The organism is Paraburkholderia diazotrophica (assembly GCF_038900755.1).
Lineage (GTDB): Bacteria > Pseudomonadota > Gammaproteobacteria > Burkholderiales > Burkholderiaceae > Paraburkholderia > Paraburkholderia diazotrophica_A.
On record NZ_JBBPEN010000001.1, the window covers coordinates 294,245 to 311,374 of the forward strand.

Consider the following 17,130-nt stretch of genomic DNA (forward strand, 5'->3'; position numbering starts at 1 on the left):
GCAGGACTGGCCGATGAACGCGCCTCGCCCGACGCTCAGAGCGTGGCTGCTGACCGACACGCCCGCTTCGCGCAGACAGGCGGCGCTCGGTCTCGCGTATCGGCGCTGGCGGCGCTTCGCGGGCAATCCGCTCTCCGTATTCGGCCTGTCGATCCTCGCGCTACTCATGATCGCCGCCATCGTCGGACCGTGGATCGCGCCGCATGATCCGCTTCGGCAGGTCTTGTCGGATCGCCTGCTGCCGCCCGGTTCGGCCTCTCACTGGCTCGGCACCGATCAGCTCGGCCGCGACATTCTCTCGCGCGTGATCTATGGATCACGGCTCACGCTGTCGATTGCGATTCTCGTCGTCATAGTCGTCGTGCCGATCGGCTTGTTGATCGGTACGACGGCGGGCTTCTTCGGCGGCTGGGTCGATAACGTGCTGATGCGTGTGACCGATATTGCGCTCGCGTTTCCGAAGATCGTGCTCGCGCTCGCTTTTGCAGCAGCACTCGGACCCGGCGTGTTCAACGCGGTGATCGCGATTTCGATTACTGCGTGGCCCGCGTACGCGCGTCTCGCGCGCGCCGAAACGTTGAGGCTCGTGCAAGCGGACTTCATTCATGTGGCGCGCCTGCAAGGCGCATCGAATCTGCGCATTCTGCTGCGCTATATCGTGCCGCTGTGTTCGTCGTCGGTGATCGTGCGCGCGACGCTCGACATGGCGGGCATTATCCTGACCGTCGCGGGTCTCGGCTTTCTGGGGCTCGGCGCGCAACCGCCCAGTCCCGAATGGGGCTTCATGGTCGCGTCGGGCCGCAACGTGCTGCTCGACGCTTGGTGGGTCGCGACGATACCGGGCTTTGCGATCCTGCTCGTGAGCCTCGCATTCAATCTGCTCGGCGACGGGCTGCGCGACGTGTTCGATCCGCGTCACGGAGACTGACATGCGCACGAACGAAACGTCCTCCCCGCTGTGCGAAATCGACGATCTGCGCGTCGCGTTTCGCACGCACGACGGCACGCTGAACGAAGCGGTACGCGGACTCTCGCTGAGCCTGCACAAGGGCGAGCGCCTGGGCATCGTCGGCGAATCCGGTTCAGGTAAATCGCTGACGGGCCGCGCGCTGCTCGGGCTGCTGCCGCCTGCCGCGCACTGCACGGCGAAAACGCTGCGCTTCGACGGACACGATCTGCTGACCATGCGCGCCGACAGGCGCCGCCAGTTGTGCGGTCAGCAAATGGGCATGATCCTGCAAGACCCGAAGTACTCGCTGAACCCGGTGATGACCGTCGCGCAGCAAATGCGCGAAGCGTTCGCGCTGCACGACCCGAAGCTCAGCCGTCGCGCGATGCGCGAAAAAATCATCGCGGCGCTCGATGCGGTGCATATCCGCAATCCCGAGCGCGTCGCGGATTCGTATCCGCATGAGCTTTCGGGCGGCATGGGGCAACGCGTGATGATCGCGATGATGGTGTCGACGGGACCGCGCCTGCTGATCGCCGACGAGCCGACCAGCGCGCTCGACGTGCTGGTGTCGATGCAGGTGCTCGCGGTGCTCGACGAGATGATCGCGAAACATGATACTGGCCTCATCTTTATCAGCCACGATCTGCCGCTCGTGATGTCGTTTTGCGATCGCGTCGTCGTGATGTATGCGGGGCGTGTCGTCGAAACGTGCGCGGCGCGCGATCTCGCGCATGCGCAACATCCGTACACGCGTGGTCTGCTCGCTGCCAATCCGCCGCTTGCCGATCCACCCGCCGAATTGCCCGTTCTGTCGCGCGACCCCGCATGGCTCGACGATGCGCAAGGAGCATCCGCATGATCGACGTCGATGCATTGACTGTGCGCTTCAAGACGGCGGCGGGCAGCGTCGACGCCGTGCGCAACGCGGGCTTTCATGTTGCGCGCGGCGAAGTGTTCGGGCTTGTCGGCGAATCGGGCTCAGGCAAGTCGACCATTCTTCGCGCGTTGAGCGGACTTTCGCCCATCGCGCAAGGCACTGTTCGCATCGCGCAGCAAGGCGAACACACGCAAAAGCGCGACGTGCAGATGGTGTTTCAGGACCCGTACGGCTCGCTGCATCCGCGCTTCACCGTGGACCAGACGCTGCGTGAGCCGTTGCGCATCAACGGAATCGGACAGCACGAAGAACGTATCCTCGATGCGCTGCGCGAAGTGGGACTGAATGCGTCGTTTCGCTTTCGCTATCCGCATCAGTTGTCGGGCGGTCAACGTCAGCGTGTGGCGATTGCGCGTGCGCTGATCGTCGAGCCGCGTGTGCTGCTTCTCGACGAGCCGACGTCGGCGCTCGACGTCTCCGTGCAAGCGGAGATACTGAATCTGCTCAAGCGCCTGCATCGCGAGCGCGATCTGACGATGATTCTCGTGAGCCACAATCTCGCTGTCGTGGGCTTTCTATGCTCGCGCGTCGCCATCATGCGCAACGGCGAAATCGTCGAAGAACTCGGCATCGGGCGAATTCGCGCGCAGCAGGTCGACAACGAGTATTCGTGCAGCCTGCTGCTTGCGACGGGTGGTTATCAACGCAAAGCCATCGAGGCGCTGGGCATCGACACGGAAGGCTGAACGTTCTTCTCACTCAACCTGCGCCGCTCATACGGGTGCCGTGCCGACATAATTCTCGGCCATCGACATTGCGGCACTGCGCGAAGTCGTCACGTACTCGAGTTCCGCGACTTGCAACTGCTGCTCGAACGACGATGCATCGTCGAGGCGGTGCATCATGCGCGTCATCCAGTACGAGAAATGCTCGGCGCGCCAGATGCGCTTGAGCGCCGTTTCACCATAGCGGTCGAGCAGATCGGTGCGGTCTTCCTTGTAGAACCCGCGCAGTGCTTCCGACAGCACGCGCACGTCGGAGACCGCGAGATTGAGGCCCTTCGCGCCCGTCGGCGGCACGATGTGCGCGGCGTCGCCGGCCAGGAACAGCCGGCCGTGCTGCATCGTCGTCGAGACGAAACTGCGCATGCCGATAATGTTCTTCCGGAAGATCTTGCCTTCGATTACCTTGTGCCCCTCGTCCGAATCGACACGTGCATGCATTTCCGCCCAGATGCGGTCGTCGGACCAGTGGTCGACGGTGTCCTGCGGATCGCATTGAAAGTACATGCGCTGCACGTCGTGCGAACGCGTGCTGACGAGCGCGAAGCCGCGTTCATGACGCGCATAGATCAGTTCATCGGATGTGGGCGGCGCTTCGACGAGAATGCCGAACCACGCAAACGGATAAACGCGCTGATAATCGCGGCGCAGCGCTTCGGGAATCGAATTGCGCGAGACGCCCTGCGCACCGTCGCATCCAATGATGAAATCGCAATGCAGTTCGCGGGCTTCGCCCTCATGACGGTAGCGAACACTAGGCTTGCTGCTTTCGATGTCATGCAGCGATACGTCCGACACTTCGAAATGCAGTGCGCCTTGCGCGGCGATGCGCGCGGCAACCAGGTCCTTGATGACTTCGTGCTGCGCATAGACGGTAATGGATTTGCCCGTCAATCCAGTGAGATCGAGGCGCCGGCGCTTGCCTTCGAAAGCGAGTTCGAAGCCGTGATGCAGCGCCCCCTGTGCTTTCATACGCTCGCCGACGCCCGTTTCCGTGAGCAGGTCCACCGTGCCCTGTTCGAGCACGCCCGCGCGTATCGTCGATTCGATCTGCTCGCGGCTACGCGATTCGAGCACGACGGAATCGATGCCTTGCAAATGGAGAAGATGAGAGAGAAGCAGTCCAGCAGGACCCGCGCCGATGATGCCGACTTGCGTACGCATATGTGTCTCCTGAATACGAGTGCGTGATGTCTTGATTTGCGTCAAAGTGTGCAGGCCATGCTTTTATCGAGCAACGCAATAGCGCGAATAAGCGATATCTCCGTTCGCGATAATCAATAACTGCGGGTTTCCCCTTATTCGTATGAGCGGCTTTATCGGAAGCGGAATGTTGACTATCTTTGACTCACGATCTGCCAAGCCGAATAGAGGGCAATCATGAAAACACGCAATGTCGTGACGCTGCTTGTCGCCGTGGGTTGCATGACGTCGGTGCCGAACGTCCACGCACAGGCCAGCGATAGCATGTCGATGGCGTCGAGTCCGGCCGCGCATTCAGGCAAGGCGACGCCGGCGGACAAAAAGCTGGCTCGCGATGTACGCAAGGCGTTGGCGAAAGCGCCCAATTTCAACGTGTCGAATGTGTATGTGAAGGCACGCGACGGAGTGATCACGTTATCGGGCAGCGTGCCCGATGGTCCGCAGATCCAGCAGGCGGCCGACGTGACGAAGGGTGTGCCGGGCGTGGCGTCGGTGAGCAACCATCTGACGCTCTACAACAAAGGGTATTAGCCGTTCTTTTAGCCCCGTCTCTTAGCCCTTCTCGCACGGACTGGCATTGCTCCTGACTTGCCCCGTTGCTTCGAGAATCGCCTGCCTGATGCGCGGATAAGTGCCGCAACGGCAAATGATGCCGTGCATCGCGCAGTCGATATCCTTCGCGTTCGGATGCGGATTGTTGAGAATCAGCGCGCTCGCAGCCATCAGTTGCGCGCTCTGGCAGTAGCCGCATTGCACGACATCGATACGCGTCCACGCTTCTTTCAGCGCACGCGCTTGCAGTCCGCGCAATCCTTCGATTGTCGTAACGTCATTGGCGCCGATATCGGAGAGCTTTTCCTGGCAAGAGGTCTTCGCTTCCTTGCCGACGAGCACGGTACACGCGCCACACACACCGACGCCGCAACCGAACTTCGTGCCCGTCATCTTCAGTTCGCAACGCAAGACCCAGAGCAGCGGCGTAGTGGGATCGGAATACACGTCGACCGTCTTGCCGTTGATATTCAGCTTGAGCATGTTGCACTCCCCGAGTACAGCTTCACCTTGAACGGCAACGTGCGAAAGCGCATGCCCGTCAGCGCGAACAGCGCATTGGCGACGGCGGGCGCGATGGGCGGCAGCGCGACTTCACCGACACCCTGTGGATGCCCTTTGGACGGCATGATCTCGACGCAGATATCGGGGCATTCGTCCATGCGCACGACATCGAATTCGCTGTAAAGGCTTTCGACCACTGCGCCGTCGTCGAGCGTGATTTCTTCCTTGAGCGCAGCGGAAAGGCCGAACACGATCGCACCTTCCACCTGCTGCCTGATCAGATTCGGATTGACGGGCAAGCCGCAATCGATCGCGCAAAACACGCGGTTTACCTTCAACGCATTGCCCGCTTCCATCGACACATCGACGACCTGCGCGACCACGCTGCCGAATGCTTCATGCAGTGCAACGCCGCGCGCATGCCGGATGCCGTTGTCGGACCATGCGAGGGGCGCGCGCCATCCGGACATGCTGGCCACTTTCTGCAGCACGGCCAGATGCCGCGGATGCCGCGTCAGAAGACTCGCGCGAAACGCGACCGGGTCTTTGTGCGCGGCGGCGGCCACTTCGTCGATAAAGCTCTCGATGAAAAACGCCTGATGCGAATGCCCGACGGAGCGCCAGAAGCCGACAGGCATCGGCAAATCGATCGTGCGTTGCCCGATCCAGACGTTCGGCATTTCATAAGGCTGATCGAACGCACCTTCGGAAACGGTCTTGTCCAGATTGAGGCCGATGTCGGGGATGTGGTAATTGCGCGCCATCCACGTCATGACGATCGATTGGCTCACCGATGCGTTGTGCCACCCAATCAGTTGGCCCTGCGCATCGAGTGCCGCCTTGAAGCGCGACAGGCAGGCCGGCCGATAGAAGTCGTGGCGCATGTCCTGCGGACGCGTCCACAGCGTTTGCACAGGGCGTCCGTTGGCTTCGCGCGCAATCGCCACCGCTTGCACGATGAAGTCAACTTCGAGCCTGCGTCCGAACGCGCCGCCTATCAGTTGCTGCTGCAAATCGACCTGCCCTGCGTCGATGCCCAGCAGCTTCGCGACATGCATGCGCGCGACGGCGGGCACCTGAGTCGCGGCCCAAACCGTTGCCGTGCCGTTCCTGATTTGCGCAGTGCAGTTCACGGGCTCGAGCGCCGCATGCGCGAGATAGGGCACGTGATACTCGGCCATGACGGTGTGCGCGGCGCGGTCCAGCGCAGAATCGACGTCGCCGTGGCTGTACCACGCGTGGCCGTCGCTTTCATCGAGCGCCTGCGACAGACGCTCCACCACAGCCGCGTTGTTCAACCCTTTCGTCGCGCCGTCGTTCCATTCGATCGACAGCACGTCGAGCGCATTCATCGCGACGAACATGTTGTCCGCGATCACAGCGACGCCGCCCGTGCCGCCGTTGTACGCGTCGACGGCAAATACGCGTTGCACGCCCGGCAGCGCCGCCGCCACCGAGCCGTCGAACTTGCGCACCGTGCCGCCGAGTGTCGGACACATCGCAATGCTCGCGTAGAGCAGGCCATCCGGCAGCACGTCGATGCCGAAGCGCGCGCTGCCGTCCATCTTCGAGGGCGCTTCGATACGCGTGAGCGGCTTGCCGATCAGCCTGAAGGTGTCCGGCTCTTTCAGAACGGGCTTGCGCGGCAGCGGCTGGCGCGCGGCTCCGGCAGCGAGTTGCCCGAACGATGCGCTACGCCCCGAGCCGTGCAGCACCTTGCCCTTTTCGACGCGGCACTCCGACGCCTTCACGTTCCAGATTTCGGCTGCCGCGCCGATCAGCATCGCGCGCGCGCACGCGCCCGCCTCGCGCATCGGTTGCCAGAGATCGTTGATGGTCGACGAGCCGCCCGTCATCGACGTGCCGAAATCGCGCGCGAGCTTGCGCGCGAGCCACACGGTGAGTTCCTTGATGACGCCGTCATCGTCGGGACGAAACGGCAGATCGCCGACGACGCTCTCGACGTTGTTGTAGATGCCGTCGATCGGCGCATGGGCCACGCGAATGTCGCGCCAGTCCGCATCGAGTTCCTCGGCCACCAGCATCGCGAGCCCCGTGTGCACGCCCTGTCCCATCTCGGCCCGGCACATCATCACGGTGACGGTGTCGTCGCTGGCGATCTTCACGTAGCCGTTGAGCGCCGATTCGCCCGGCCGCACGGGCAAGGGCGCCGATGCGACGATTCGCTGACGCGGCGGCAGCACCGACCATCCGACGATCAGCGCGCCGACTGCGCCCGCACCGCCCAGCAGGAAGGTCCGACGCTTCAGCATGGCATCTCTCAGAGGAATACAGCACGGACACCAGTAAAACGCACCGGTCGCGGCTCAACTGAAAGCAGTCAATTCATTCGCCGACGATGCGCCGCTGCATACTTCTATTACCTGTTCGAAAGCGTCAATTCAATCCGGTCAAAGATCATATTAGTGCGCATTCGCCGGATTGCGCCGCAATTGATGAAAAGCCAATAGAGCCTGAAAAGATTGCGACAGTGCGGAAAAACCCGCATTGCCGGACTTTGCGACGCGAACGCAATGCGCAAAACGCACGCATGCGGAATGCCCATGAAGGAGCGCTCGAATCAAGCCGTATCAGGGCTTTAGCGCGGATACGACGCCATGCTGCAACGCAATCCAATCCAGTGGCATATCGCTTGCGTCGATCTATGTCAGGCGCTGTGTCACGACGACCGCCTGGTCTCGGCAGTCGCACAGGGAGAAAAGAGATGCCTTATCTGATCGGTTGGTTGCTAGGTGTGCCGCTTATCGTCCTCGTGATTCTGTATCTGGTTTTTCACTAAAGACGCACAGCTTATGCGGCCATTGCAGCCGCAACAATAATCGAAGATGCGGGACACACCCGCGCGCTCCAACGCAAGCGCGGCGACTGTCGTTCATCCACAGTCGCCGCGCTTCATTCGCTATAAAGGGCGTATCAAGCGCGATATCGCGCGAGATTCAAGCGCCGCCAGCCTGCTTTTTCAGCGCGCCGAGAATACGCTTTTCGAGCGCCGTGTAGTCATTCCCGAAATGATGATCTCCCGATGTGCGGATCACTTCGATACCCGTCTTCGTGAGCGCCGGGCACAGCGTGTCTTCTTCGTGTTCGCCATAGAAGCACTGCACGATATGCGGCGGCAGACGGTCGAACTCGGGCTTCACCTTCAGCGCCTTGTCGCTGGCAGGCATGCCGAGCCAGCCCGTCACGCGAATCTGGAAGTCCGCCGCGGGCGCGAAGCCGAGCAGCGAAATCAGCGCGACTTTCGCGCGCATCGCATCGGGCAAGCGGTTGTACGCGAACGGCATTACGTCGGCGCCGAACGAATAGCCGATCAGCGCGACGTGATCCGCGTGCCAGCGCGTCGTGTAGGTCTGCAGCACGCGCGCGAGGTCGTGGCTCGTCTGTTGCGGCGAGTGCTCGGACCAGAAGTAACGCAGGCTGTCCCAGCCGATCACGGACACGCCATCTTTCTGCAGTTCTTCTGCAATGGTCTTATCGAGATCGCGCCAGCCGCCGTCGCCTGAAATCACGATCGCCATCAGGCCGTTCGGATGCGCGGCAGGCAATTCGATCAACGGCAGATCGGAGACGTCCTCTTCCTTGACTGGCGCGACGCGCAGATGCGGCGTCGTCAGATCGACGATGCGCTGCGCGCCGGCGGAAGCATTAGCATCCGTTTCGACGAAACCGGGCAAACCGGGGCCGTGCGTAATGGTCGGGTCCGGCGGGCAGGGGTTGAAACGCTTGTCGAGATCGCGCTGCGCCGCAACCGATACGGCGCCCGCCACGGTGTTCTCCGCCGCCTGCTTCAGCACCGCCATCGCGAGCGTCGCGCCCTGACCCGAGCCTGCGAGGATCGGCATGTAGTAGTGGTTCGACTGCACCTGACGTTCGAGCTGATGGCTCACGGCCTCCGCGTCGCCGACGATCTGATGACAGGTCTCTTTCTTCGCGGCGAGATTCGCTGCGTACTTCTTCGTATCGACGCCGACCACCATTGCGCCGTCCTTCGCGAGCGCGTCGGCGGCCTGCTGATCCACAGCGCTCCATCCGCTTTCGCGCGAGAACAGCACGACGAAGCCGTGCACTTCGCCTGCGGGCTTCGTCACTGTGACCTGGCCATAAAGACCGCCGGGCACGGTTTCATACGCGTGCGCAGTCGATGCGGTGCCCGCGAGCGAGCACAGCGAAACGCTCGCCAATGCGGCGAGCCGGTAAAACTTTTGCTTGATCATGAACGCCGGCCTCCTGCCAGCAATGACAGATCCGCGAGCGTGAAGAACACGCCGACAGACCCCGATGCAGCGAGATAGCGCGGCTCCCATTGAGGCTGGAATTTGCTCTTGAAAGCGCGCAGTCCGCGGAAGTTATAGAAGCGGCCGCCGAAGCGCCACACGATGCCCGCGAGCCGGTGCCAGCGCGACGCGAGCGGCGTCGGCGACATGCCGGAGAACGGCGCCATGCCGAGGCTCAGCGAACGAAAGCCCGCGTGCTTCAGATGCAGCGCGAGCTGGGTGAACAGGTACTCCATTGCGTACGGCGATGCTTGCGGCACGTGGCGCATCACGCCGACGGTCGCTTCCGTGTTCAGGTCCGTCGTCATGAACGTGACGAACGCGACGGGCTCGCCGTTCTGACGCACGAGCATCACCGATTGCGCGGCCAGATAGTCCTCCGTGAACGCCGCGACGGAGAAACTCTTTTCGCGCGCATCGCGGCTGTCGAGCCACACATCGGAAATCGCGCGCAGCGTCTCCATCGATTCGGGCACGTGCGCCGGCTCGATCACTTCGACCGTGAAGCCGTCGCGCTCGCCGCGCTTCAACGCATAGCGAAGATGCGCGCGATGCGAGCCCTTCAGGTCGAATTCGTCGAGCACGACGTGCGCTTCCTCGCCGAGCTTCATCAGCGTGAGACCCGCGTCGAGATAGAGCGGCAGCGCATTCGCGCGCACCTGATAGAACGCCGCCCGCCCGCCATGCGCATGCGCGAGCGCGACGAACTCGCCGATCAGCTCGGCCCACTCGCAGCGCGGACCGACGGGATCGTGCAGCGCGGCCCACGTGCGGCCGTACTTCGCGTACATCAGGAAGGCCTGGCGCGACCTGGAAAACAGGAAGCTCTTGTCGCCCATCAGCGCGAGACCGGCGTCGCTGCGTTCCTGCGCGCGGAAGATGCGGGCCGCGTCCTCGAGATCCTGCTTCGCCGGCATCACGAAGCGGCCCGCCGCGGGACGCAGCAATTGCCAGAACGAGAACGTCGCGGCGAACAGGCTGGCCGCGAGCGTCGCGCGCAGCGCGCGTGGCGCGCGTTCGTCGAAAGCAAATTGCCACCACAGGTCGCGCGTATAGGGCACGTCGCGGAACGCGAACAGCATCACCCACACCGCGAGCATCAGCACCATCATCACCGACACGAGCCAGGCCGCCGTGAACGGCTCGGCAAACAGCGACGAGCGGCGGTTGAAGCGCGAGCGCGTCGCGAGAAGCAGCACGATCAGCGTGGACAGCACGCCCGCTTCGACGAACGCGAGACCCTTCGTCAGCGACAGCGCGAGACTCAGGACAGCGAGGCCGAGCGTGAGCCACCATGCCGCGTCGAGTCGCCGCGACAGGCCGCGCGCGACGAACAGCAGCGCCACGCCGACGAGGCTGCACAGCAACTGCGAGCCTTCGAGCACCCACAGCGGCAGAAAGTCCCGCAGAATCGCGATGCGATGCCAGAACGCGGGCGTCGCGCTGGAGATCACCAGCATGCCGCCGACGACGAACGTGACGAGGCTCAGAAACAGCGGCGCGAGCTGCGAGACGGCAGCCGCGTGATGCAGCGGCAAATGCTTTCTCAGCGCGCGTCCTTCGAAGCCGGCCAGCAGTCCCGCCGACACGATCAGCGGCAAGCCGAAATAGATTGCGCGATAGGCGAGCAGCGCGGCGACCATGTAGTGCGTCTGCACGCTGCTGCCGAGCGCGAACACCATCGCCGCCTCGAACACGCCGACGCCGCCCGGCGTATGGCCGATCAGCCCGAGCAGCATCGCAGCCGCGTAGATCGTGATGAACGACACGAAGCTCACGTCCGTGTGCGGCAACAGCGCCCACAGCGCGAGACCGGCGGCGACGACGTCGAGCGCGGCAAGCAGGACCTGCGCGACGAAGTCGCGGCGCGACGGCACATCGAACGCGAGCCAGTTCCAGCGGGTGCGGATTTGCCGCGTGTTCTTGCCGCACGCGAGCGTGATGAGCCCGAGCAGCGTCAGCAGTGCCGCGCCGCCCCACGCGAGCGCGCCCGTCGGAGTGTGGAGCATCGGCGCGAGCGTCGTTGCGTCGCACAGCATGCCGAGCGCCGTCATCAGCACGAGCGCGAGCGCAAGCGAAACGCTCGTGAAGACCGTCATGCGGCCGATCTGCGCGGGCGTCACGTCGGCGACCGCGTAGACGCGCGCGCGCACCGCGCCGCCCGTCAGCGCGCCGAAGCCGGTCACGTTGCCGAGCGCCGAGCCCGCCGTCGCGCCGATCCATAGCGCCGCGCGCGGCACCGTTTTGCCGACGTAGCGCAGCCCGACGGCATCGCGGCCCGCGAGAGCGATGTAGCTGAGCACGGTCGCGCCGAGCGCGGCCGACCACTCGCCCGCCGTCAGATGACGCAGGTGGCGGATCACCGAGCGGTAGTCGACGGCTTGCGACAGATGCTGGAAGACAATCAGAAGCAGCACGCAGACGCCCAGCGACAGCACGGGCGACAACAGCCGCCGGCTGCCGAGCGTGGCGCATGCTCGCTGAAGCAGCGCGACCGCGCGGCTCGAAAAATGCGGTTGGTCAGACATGGATGAATTCGGGTGTTGCCTGGATGCGCAGCAATGGTCTCGTTGCGTCCGCATCGAATCAGGTTGGATTTCGGAGCGATCCGGGGAGCTATGGCCGCCCTGACTTCGCCTTTTTCAACTCTTTACAAACGGACAACGGCAATTTGCCCAAAAGGTTGACACCGGGAGGAACCCGAAGACGATTTTTTGCGGTTTTCGCTTAAGAAATCCTGATCTGGCCGGCAATCGGCCTGACATTGAGACGGATCTTCCCGACGACGATTGTTGCTGCCCGTGCGCTGCCCATCACGGGCGACGGCGCGCCGACCCGCATGGCGCCTTGCTCTCCAGCCGGCGCAGTGCCGGCGGATGTACCGGTTGGAACACATCCCGGCGATGCCGTTTTTCGCGTTCAGGCTAATCGAGCCTGCGCGCACGATACCAGATTTGCCCTTACGTTTACCCTTATTTGTCATTGCAAACGCCTTCATCGCGATACGGATGTTGAAAGCAGACGGGCCACAAACTGTCAAATCGATACCTGTGATGCCCGCGATCCGACTCCCGCCTTCGGTCTGTTGTCCGTCTCCCGACACTCCCACGCCTTGTCGATCGCCTGGCCTTGTTTCTGCCCGCGTCTGACGAATTGGCATGTTCGATGCCTTGTGACAGGTGCGCCAATCGCAGCGCAACGCAAGGAGACCCCATGAAATCTCTCGACAATCCGCTCGCCGCGTTGATCTGGGCGATACGGTTCCTGTGCCGCCACGTGCTGTATCTCGGCATCGTGATTCCGCTCGTCCTCGTCGCGGCGTTCTATCTCGGGCCGCGGATCATCGCGCTGTGCGGCGCATGGTTCGATCCGCTGACGCTCGTCGAGCCAATCGCGATCTCCGACGATTTCAGGCACCGTGGCTATACCGATCAGACCTTGCAGCACGTGCTCGTCGATACGCTCAGCGATCTGCGCAGGGAAGCCGAATCCGTCACACCCGCAAACGATACCGAGCACGTGCTCTCCGAGTTCAAGCTGCCCGACATCACGGTGCCCGGCACCGATCTGTCGATCCGCCCGCTGATCGAATTCGCGCGGACGCTGCTCAAGCGCGACTCGTCGGTGTACGGCACGGTCGTCGGCACGCCGTCGTCGTTCGCGATGATGCTCACGCTGCGCGACCCCGACGGAAGCACCGTCGTGCTCGGCGACGGCGTATCGCCCGAAGCGGCCACGCAAGCCGATGCATCGAGCGAATCACAAGCGCTCACGCATGCGCTGCGGCAAGCCGCGATGACGATCCTTCAGCATCAGAGCCCGCTGCTGTACGCATCGTATCTGACGCAGATGGAGCAGAAGCGCTGCCTGAAAGCAGGGGCAGGCGACGCGCCTTGCCAGTTCGACGAGATGCGCGAGCGCTTCGAACAGCTCGCGGCGGGCTCGGGGCGCGACGCGTCGGGCGCGTCGAAAGAGGATGCCGCATGGGCGCTGCTCGCGCTATCGAAGCTGGACACCTACGCGCGCGACTACGAACGCTCGATCCGGCACGCGCGCCGCATCGTCGATATGAGCGGCGAGCTGCATGCGTGGAAGAAGGTGCGTCCGTGGGCGTACTACAACTGGGGCGTCGCGCTCGCGGACATGGGCTGCTACCAGCAAGCCGCCGACGTGCTCAAGCGCGCCGTTCAGCTGCACAGGGACTACGCGCCCGCACACAACGCGCTCGCCCGCGCGTGGCTCGGGCTCGCGCAGATGCCGGCGCTCGCGGATGCTTCGATGCAGCCCGGCACCGACTATCGCGCCGCCGCCGTCAACGAACTGCGGATCGCAATCGCAAAGAATCCCGGCTATCAGGAAGCGTATGTGAATCTCGGCGACGCGCTGCGTCTGCCGTCGATGAAGACGGGCCTCGTCTCGCCCGCCGCAATGGATGATGCGCGCGACGCGTATCGCACGGCCGTTGCGCTGAACATCGACGACGCCGGGCGCGCGTATGAGCGGCTCGAAGCGCTGCACGACAGCGCGTTCATGAAGGTCGCGGCGCGCATCACGCGCAGCCGCGCGCAATGCTCGACGGGCATGGCGCGTTCGCTGCTCGAATCGTGGGGATGCAGCGATGCGCAGATCGCAGCGGGCGCGGACAAGGACCCGGCGAGCATGCAGCCCGTCGCGATGCAACGCGACGCGCGCGCGAAAGCGTGCAACAAGCCCGAGCTGACGTTGCCGACTACCGCGCCGACGAACAGCGTCAAGGCACGCGGCGCCGGCATCATCGAAGTGAAGAACATCGACGCGACGCCGACGCCGCATGACGCAGCGCCCGCAGTCGATCCCGTTCGCAAGGCCGTCGCGCAGCAGCGAGGCTGAGCGCTTCAGCGAAAAGCCCCGATCCATTGATTGGATCGGGGCTTCACACGCGCGCCTGCGATCGGCTCTATCGGTGCAATCGGCTCGCGCTCAATGCGCGCCAGCCGCCGCCGCGCCGCCACCGCCCTTCGACGGCCGCGTCAGCCAGATCAACGGGATGATCACGATGAAGATCATCGACGACAGCCAGAAGATATCGTTCAGCCCGAGCATCGCGGCCTGCGCATTCATCGACTGCTCGAAGAACGCGACGGCCTGATTCACGCTGCCGCCGAGCGTCGAGTGCACGTTCGCGATCGCGCTCGTGTACGCGGGATTGTTTACGCTCGACTGCTCCGCGAGTTGGGCGTGGTGCAGAATGGTCCGATTGTTCCAGCCCGTCGTGATCAGCGACGTGCCCACGCCGCCCGCGAACACGCGCACGAAGTTCGACAAACCGGCTGCGGCCGGAATCTTGTCGGCGGGCAGGCCCGACAGGATGATGGCCGTGAGCGGCACGAAGAACAGCGCAGTCGGAATGCCTTGCAGAAGCGTCGGCAGAATCAGCGTCCACTGGTCGACGCCCGTCGTGTACTGCGAACGCATGAAGAACACGCCCGCATAGCCGACGAAGGCGAGCGTCGCGAGCACGCGCGCATCGGACTTCGGCATGATCTTCGCCATCACGGGCGCGAGCAGCACGGCAAAGATGCCGAGCGGCGCGGTCACGAGACCGGCATCGACGGAACGATAGCCGAGATAGCCCTGAATCCATTGCGGCAGGATCACGAGGTTCGAGAAGAACACTGCATACGCGACCGAGATCGCAATCGTGCCGCCGCGAAAATTGCGCACCGCGAACAGGCGGATATCGACGATCGGGTTCTTCTCCGTGAACTCCCAGATCAGGAAAAACAGAAAGCTGATGGCCGCAATGACCGCGAGCGCGCAGATCACGGGCGAGTTGAACCAGTCGAGGTCCTTCCCTTTGTCGAGCATGATCTGCAGCGACGCGACCCAGGCGATCAGCGACAGCAATCCGACTTTGTCGATGGGCAGCTTGCGTGCCGGCGATTCGCGATCGCGATAGATGATCCACGTCACGGCGGCGGCGAACAGGCCCACGGGAATGTTGATGTAGAAGATCCACGACCAGCTGTAGCTGTCGGTGATCCAGCCACCCAGCGCCGGGCCAGCGATCGGTCCGACGGTCGCTGTCATCGCCCACAGCGACAGCGCCGTCGAGCTTCTTTCTTTCGGATACGAGCCGAGCAGAATCGCCTGCGACAGCGGAATCAGCGGACCCGCGACCGCGCCCTGCAACACGCGCGCGGCAAGCAGCACGATCAGATTCGGCGCGACGCCGCACAGCCACGACGAGAACACGAACAGCAGGATCGCGGCGACGAACAGCTTGATCTGGCCGACGCGCTGCGTGAGCCAGCCCGTCAGCGGAATCGCGACGGCATTGGCCGCCGAGAACAGCGTGATGACCCACGTGCCTTCATCGACGGAGACGCCGAGGTTGCCGGAAATGGTCGGAATCGCGACGTTCGCGATCGACGAATCGAGCACGTTCATGAACGTCGCAAGCGCGACGGCGATCGTCGCGAGGACCAGCTTGCCGCCTGTGAGCGGTGGCGGTGAAAGTTGCGTCGAAGGATTCATGTCAGTTCAGGTCCAAAGTTTTCTTTTGGTCAGCGGCTTTTATCTGACCTATCAGATAATCGGGCGAACCGGGGGCACGGATAGGAGCCGCGTCCCGCCGTGTGAATTAGCCGGCGCGTTGCGCCAAGCCGACGCGCTTGTCTCCCTTGTCGCCCTTCTCGCGCGCATCGCGCTTCGCAAGCGACCGCGACGATGCGGCGCTGGCCATCGCGCCCTCATGCATCGGCACGCTGTTCTGCGCGATGATTTTTTCGATCTCCGCATCGGCCTGCGCGCCGTATCCATCGAACACGTCCGTGTGATACGTCGTGTTCATGGCCGTGCCGAGCTGCGCGCCGGTGTTGTCGTGCGTATCGACATCGACTTCCATCGAAAGGCCGATACGCAGCGGATGCGCTTCGAGCTCCTTCTGATCGAGCTGGATACGCGCGGGCAAGCGTTGCACGACCTTGATCCAGTTGCCCGTCGCGTTCTGCGCGGGCAACGTTGCGAACGCGCTGCCCGTGCCCGCCGAAAAGCCCACCACGCGGCCGTGATACTGAACCTTGCCGCCGTATACGTCGGCCGTCAGCGTCACCGGCTGGCCGATGCGCATGTTGCGCAACTGGCTTTCCTTGTAGTTCGCATCGACCCACACGCCGTCGAGCGGCACGATGGCCATCAATGGCGTGCCCGGCGACACGCGCTGGCCGACCTGCACCGAGCGTTTCGCGACATAGCCGGTGACGGGCGCGGGCAGCGTGTTGCGTGCATACGCGAGGTACGCGTCGCGCACTTTCGATGCGGCGGCCTGCACGTTCGGATGCTGCTCGATCGTCGTGCGGTCGGTCAACGCGCGGTTCGCTTCCGCCTGTTGACGCGCTGCGTCGAGCGCGGCCTGCGCGGCCGTCACAGTGTCGCGCGCGTGCGCGATGTCTTCCGCCGACACCGCGCCCGTATCGGCGACGGCCTGGCGGCGGCGCAGATCGTCCTGCGCGCGCGCCAGATCGGATTGCTTCTGCGCGACGTTGGCCGCATAGAAATCGTTGTTCACGTAGAGGCTGCTCACTTGCCGCACGGTCTGGCCGAGCGTCGCTTCGGCGTTGCCCAGCGCGACCTTCGCATCGGCGTTGTCGAGCTTCACGACGGAGTCGCCCGCTTTCACGATCTGCGTGTCGTCCGCGTTCACCGCGACGACGGTGCCTGTCACTTGCGGTGTCAGTTGCACGAGATTGCCGCTGACGTACGCGTCGTCGGTGGTCTCGTGATAGCGGGCATACGTCATGTAGTACGCGCCATAAGCCGCCGACGACACGATGACAGCCGCGCCGAGCAGCGTGAGCAGAATCTTGCGCTTGCGCGTGTTTGGCTCGTTCGCGGCGATGTCCCGCTTCGCGGACGCTGCTGCCGTGGCTTGCGTGTCTGGCGTCGCTTGACGCTCCGGGGTGTTGAGTTCGCTCATTTCGATTC

General features: G+C 63.6%; 13 protein-coding genes. 5 read left to right on the forward strand and 8 right to left on the reverse strand.

The window, feature by feature from the left end; genetic code table 11:
- Nucleotides 1–13 precede the first annotated feature (13 nt).
- Genes nikC through AABE10_RS01425 form a run of 3 tightly spaced genes read left to right on the forward strand, consistent with a single transcriptional unit; the run spans nucleotide 14 to nucleotide 2,575 of the window.
- On the forward strand, nucleotides 14–928 hold the full coding sequence (gene nikC / locus AABE10_RS01415; RefSeq protein WP_342932227.1) for a nickel transporter permease: 915 nt from the start codon (nucleotides 14–16) through the stop codon (nucleotides 926–928).
- A gap of 1 nt (nucleotide 929) precedes the next feature.
- Complete coding sequence (locus tag AABE10_RS01420) at nucleotides 930–1,811, forward strand: ABC transporter ATP-binding protein (protein ID WP_342931514.1); 882 nt, start codon at nucleotides 930–932, stop codon at nucleotides 1,809–1,811.
- Nucleotides 1,808–2,575: an ABC transporter ATP-binding protein gene (locus AABE10_RS01425; RefSeq protein WP_342931515.1), complete on the forward strand. Its 768-nt coding sequence runs from the start codon at nucleotides 1,808–1,810 to the stop codon at nucleotides 2,573–2,575. The genes AABE10_RS01420 and AABE10_RS01425 overlap by 4 nt, the downstream gene beginning before the upstream one ends.
- Before the next feature lie 27 nt (nucleotides 2,576–2,602).
- Here AABE10_RS01425 and AABE10_RS01430 read toward each other — a convergent pair whose 3' ends face one another.
- Nucleotides 2,603–3,775: a 4-hydroxybenzoate 3-monooxygenase gene (locus AABE10_RS01430; protein ID WP_342931516.1), complete on the reverse strand. Its 1,173-nt coding sequence runs from the start codon at nucleotides 3,773–3,775 to the stop codon at nucleotides 2,603–2,605.
- A gap of 216 nt (nucleotides 3,776–3,991) precedes the next feature.
- On the opposite strand from AABE10_RS01430, the gene AABE10_RS01435 reads away from it, so the two are divergent.
- The gene (locus AABE10_RS01435) at nucleotides 3,992–4,345 is read left to right on the forward strand and encodes a BON domain-containing protein (RefSeq protein ID WP_342931517.1); all 354 of its coding nucleotides are present in this window, start codon (nucleotides 3,992–3,994) and stop codon (nucleotides 4,343–4,345) included.
- Between the two features lie 21 nt (nucleotides 4,346–4,366).
- Here AABE10_RS01435 and AABE10_RS01440 read toward each other — a convergent pair whose 3' ends face one another.
- The 5 genes from AABE10_RS01440 to AABE10_RS01460 all read right to left on the reverse strand — a co-directional run bounded on the left by AABE10_RS01440 (nucleotide 4,367) and on the right by AABE10_RS01460 (nucleotide 12,325).
- On the reverse strand, nucleotides 4,367–4,849 hold the full coding sequence (locus AABE10_RS01440; protein WP_090863999.1) for a (2Fe-2S)-binding protein: 483 nt from the start codon (nucleotides 4,847–4,849) through the stop codon (nucleotides 4,367–4,369).
- A complete protein-coding gene (locus AABE10_RS01445; protein ID WP_342931518.1) occupies nucleotides 4,837–7,143 on the reverse strand; it encodes a xanthine dehydrogenase family protein molybdopterin-binding subunit in 2,307 nt (768 codons plus the stop codon). Before AABE10_RS01445 ends, AABE10_RS01440 begins: the two co-directional genes overlap by 13 nt.
- A 684-nt stretch (nucleotides 7,144–7,827) precedes the next feature.
- Nucleotides 7,828–9,105, reverse strand: coding sequence for a virulence factor family protein (locus tag AABE10_RS01450; protein ID WP_342931519.1), 1,278 nt, complete (start codon nucleotides 9,103–9,105; stop codon nucleotides 7,828–7,830).
- Nucleotides 9,102–11,693 carry a bifunctional lysylphosphatidylglycerol flippase/synthetase MprF gene (gene mprF, locus AABE10_RS01455; protein WP_342931520.1) on the reverse strand — a complete coding sequence of 864 codons (2,592 nt, stop codon included), beginning with the start codon at nucleotides 11,691–11,693 and terminating at the stop codon, nucleotides 9,102–9,104. The genes AABE10_RS01450 and mprF overlap by 4 nt, the downstream gene beginning before the upstream one ends.
- Before the next feature lie 122 nt (nucleotides 11,694–11,815).
- Nucleotides 11,816–12,325 carry a hypothetical protein gene (locus AABE10_RS01460; protein WP_342931521.1) on the reverse strand — a complete coding sequence of 170 codons (510 nt, stop codon included), beginning with the start codon at nucleotides 12,323–12,325 and terminating at the stop codon, nucleotides 11,816–11,818.
- 53 nt (nucleotides 12,326–12,378) lie between these two features.
- On the opposite strand from AABE10_RS01460, the gene AABE10_RS01465 reads away from it, so the two are divergent.
- Nucleotides 12,379–14,034, forward strand: coding sequence for a tetratricopeptide repeat protein (locus tag AABE10_RS01465; protein ID WP_342931522.1), 1,656 nt, complete (start codon nucleotides 12,379–12,381; stop codon nucleotides 14,032–14,034).
- Nucleotides 14,035–14,124: 90 nt separating this feature from the next.
- Here AABE10_RS01465 and AABE10_RS01470 read toward each other — a convergent pair whose 3' ends face one another.
- Together AABE10_RS01470 and AABE10_RS01475 are read right to left on the reverse strand one after the other, a co-directional pair.
- The gene (locus AABE10_RS01470; RefSeq protein WP_342931523.1) at nucleotides 14,125–15,681 is read right to left on the reverse strand and encodes a DHA2 family efflux MFS transporter permease subunit; all 1,557 of its coding nucleotides are present in this window, start codon (nucleotides 15,679–15,681) and stop codon (nucleotides 14,125–14,127) included.
- Between the two features lie 106 nt (nucleotides 15,682–15,787).
- On the reverse strand, nucleotides 15,788–17,122 hold the full coding sequence (locus AABE10_RS01475; RefSeq protein WP_342931524.1) for an HlyD family efflux transporter periplasmic adaptor subunit: 1,335 nt from the start codon (nucleotides 17,120–17,122) through the stop codon (nucleotides 15,788–15,790).
- Nucleotides 17,123–17,130 lie beyond the last annotated feature (8 nt).

What these genes read in the sequence shown, in the direction of transcription:
- AABE10_RS01425 (WP_342931515.1), top strand. Translation starts at nt 1,808, where the DNA reads ATGATCGACGTCGATGCATTGACTGTGCGCTTCAAGACGGCGGCGGGC.
- AABE10_RS01440 (WP_090863999.1), bottom strand. Translation starts at nt 4,849, where the DNA reads ATGCTCAAGCTGAATATCAACGGCAAGACGGTCGACGTGTATTCCGAT.
- AABE10_RS01420 (WP_342931514.1), top strand. Translation starts at nt 930, where the DNA reads ATGCGCACGAACGAAACGTCCTCCCCGCTGTGCGAAATCGACGATCTG.
- AABE10_RS01470 (WP_342931523.1), bottom strand. Translation starts at nt 15,681, where the DNA reads ATGAATCCTTCGACGCAACTTTCACCGCCACCGCTCACAGGCGGCAAG.
- AABE10_RS01475 (WP_342931524.1), bottom strand. Translation starts at nt 17,122, where the DNA reads ATGAGCGAACTCAACACCCCGGAGCGTCAAGCGACGCCAGACACGCAA.
- mprF (WP_342931520.1), bottom strand. Translation starts at nt 11,693, where the DNA reads ATGTCTGACCAACCGCATTTTTCGAGCCGCGCGGTCGCGCTGCTTCAG.
- nikC (WP_342932227.1), top strand. Translation starts at nt 14, where the DNA reads ATGAACGCGCCTCGCCCGACGCTCAGAGCGTGGCTGCTGACCGACACG.
- AABE10_RS01445 (WP_342931518.1), bottom strand. Translation starts at nt 7,143, where the DNA reads ATGCTGAAGCGTCGGACCTTCCTGCTGGGCGGTGCGGGCGCAGTCGGC.
- AABE10_RS01435 (WP_342931517.1), top strand. Translation starts at nt 3,992, where the DNA reads ATGAAAACACGCAATGTCGTGACGCTGCTTGTCGCCGTGGGTTGCATG.
- AABE10_RS01465 (WP_342931522.1), top strand. Translation starts at nt 12,379, where the DNA reads ATGAAATCTCTCGACAATCCGCTCGCCGCGTTGATCTGGGCGATACGG.
- AABE10_RS01430 (WP_342931516.1), bottom strand. Translation starts at nt 3,775, where the DNA reads ATGCGTACGCAAGTCGGCATCATCGGCGCGGGTCCTGCTGGACTGCTT.
- AABE10_RS01460 (WP_342931521.1), bottom strand. Translation starts at nt 12,325, where the DNA reads ATGCCAATTCGTCAGACGCGGGCAGAAACAAGGCCAGGCGATCGACAA.
- AABE10_RS01450 (WP_342931519.1), bottom strand. Translation starts at nt 9,105, where the DNA reads ATGATCAAGCAAAAGTTTTACCGGCTCGCCGCATTGGCGAGCGTTTCG.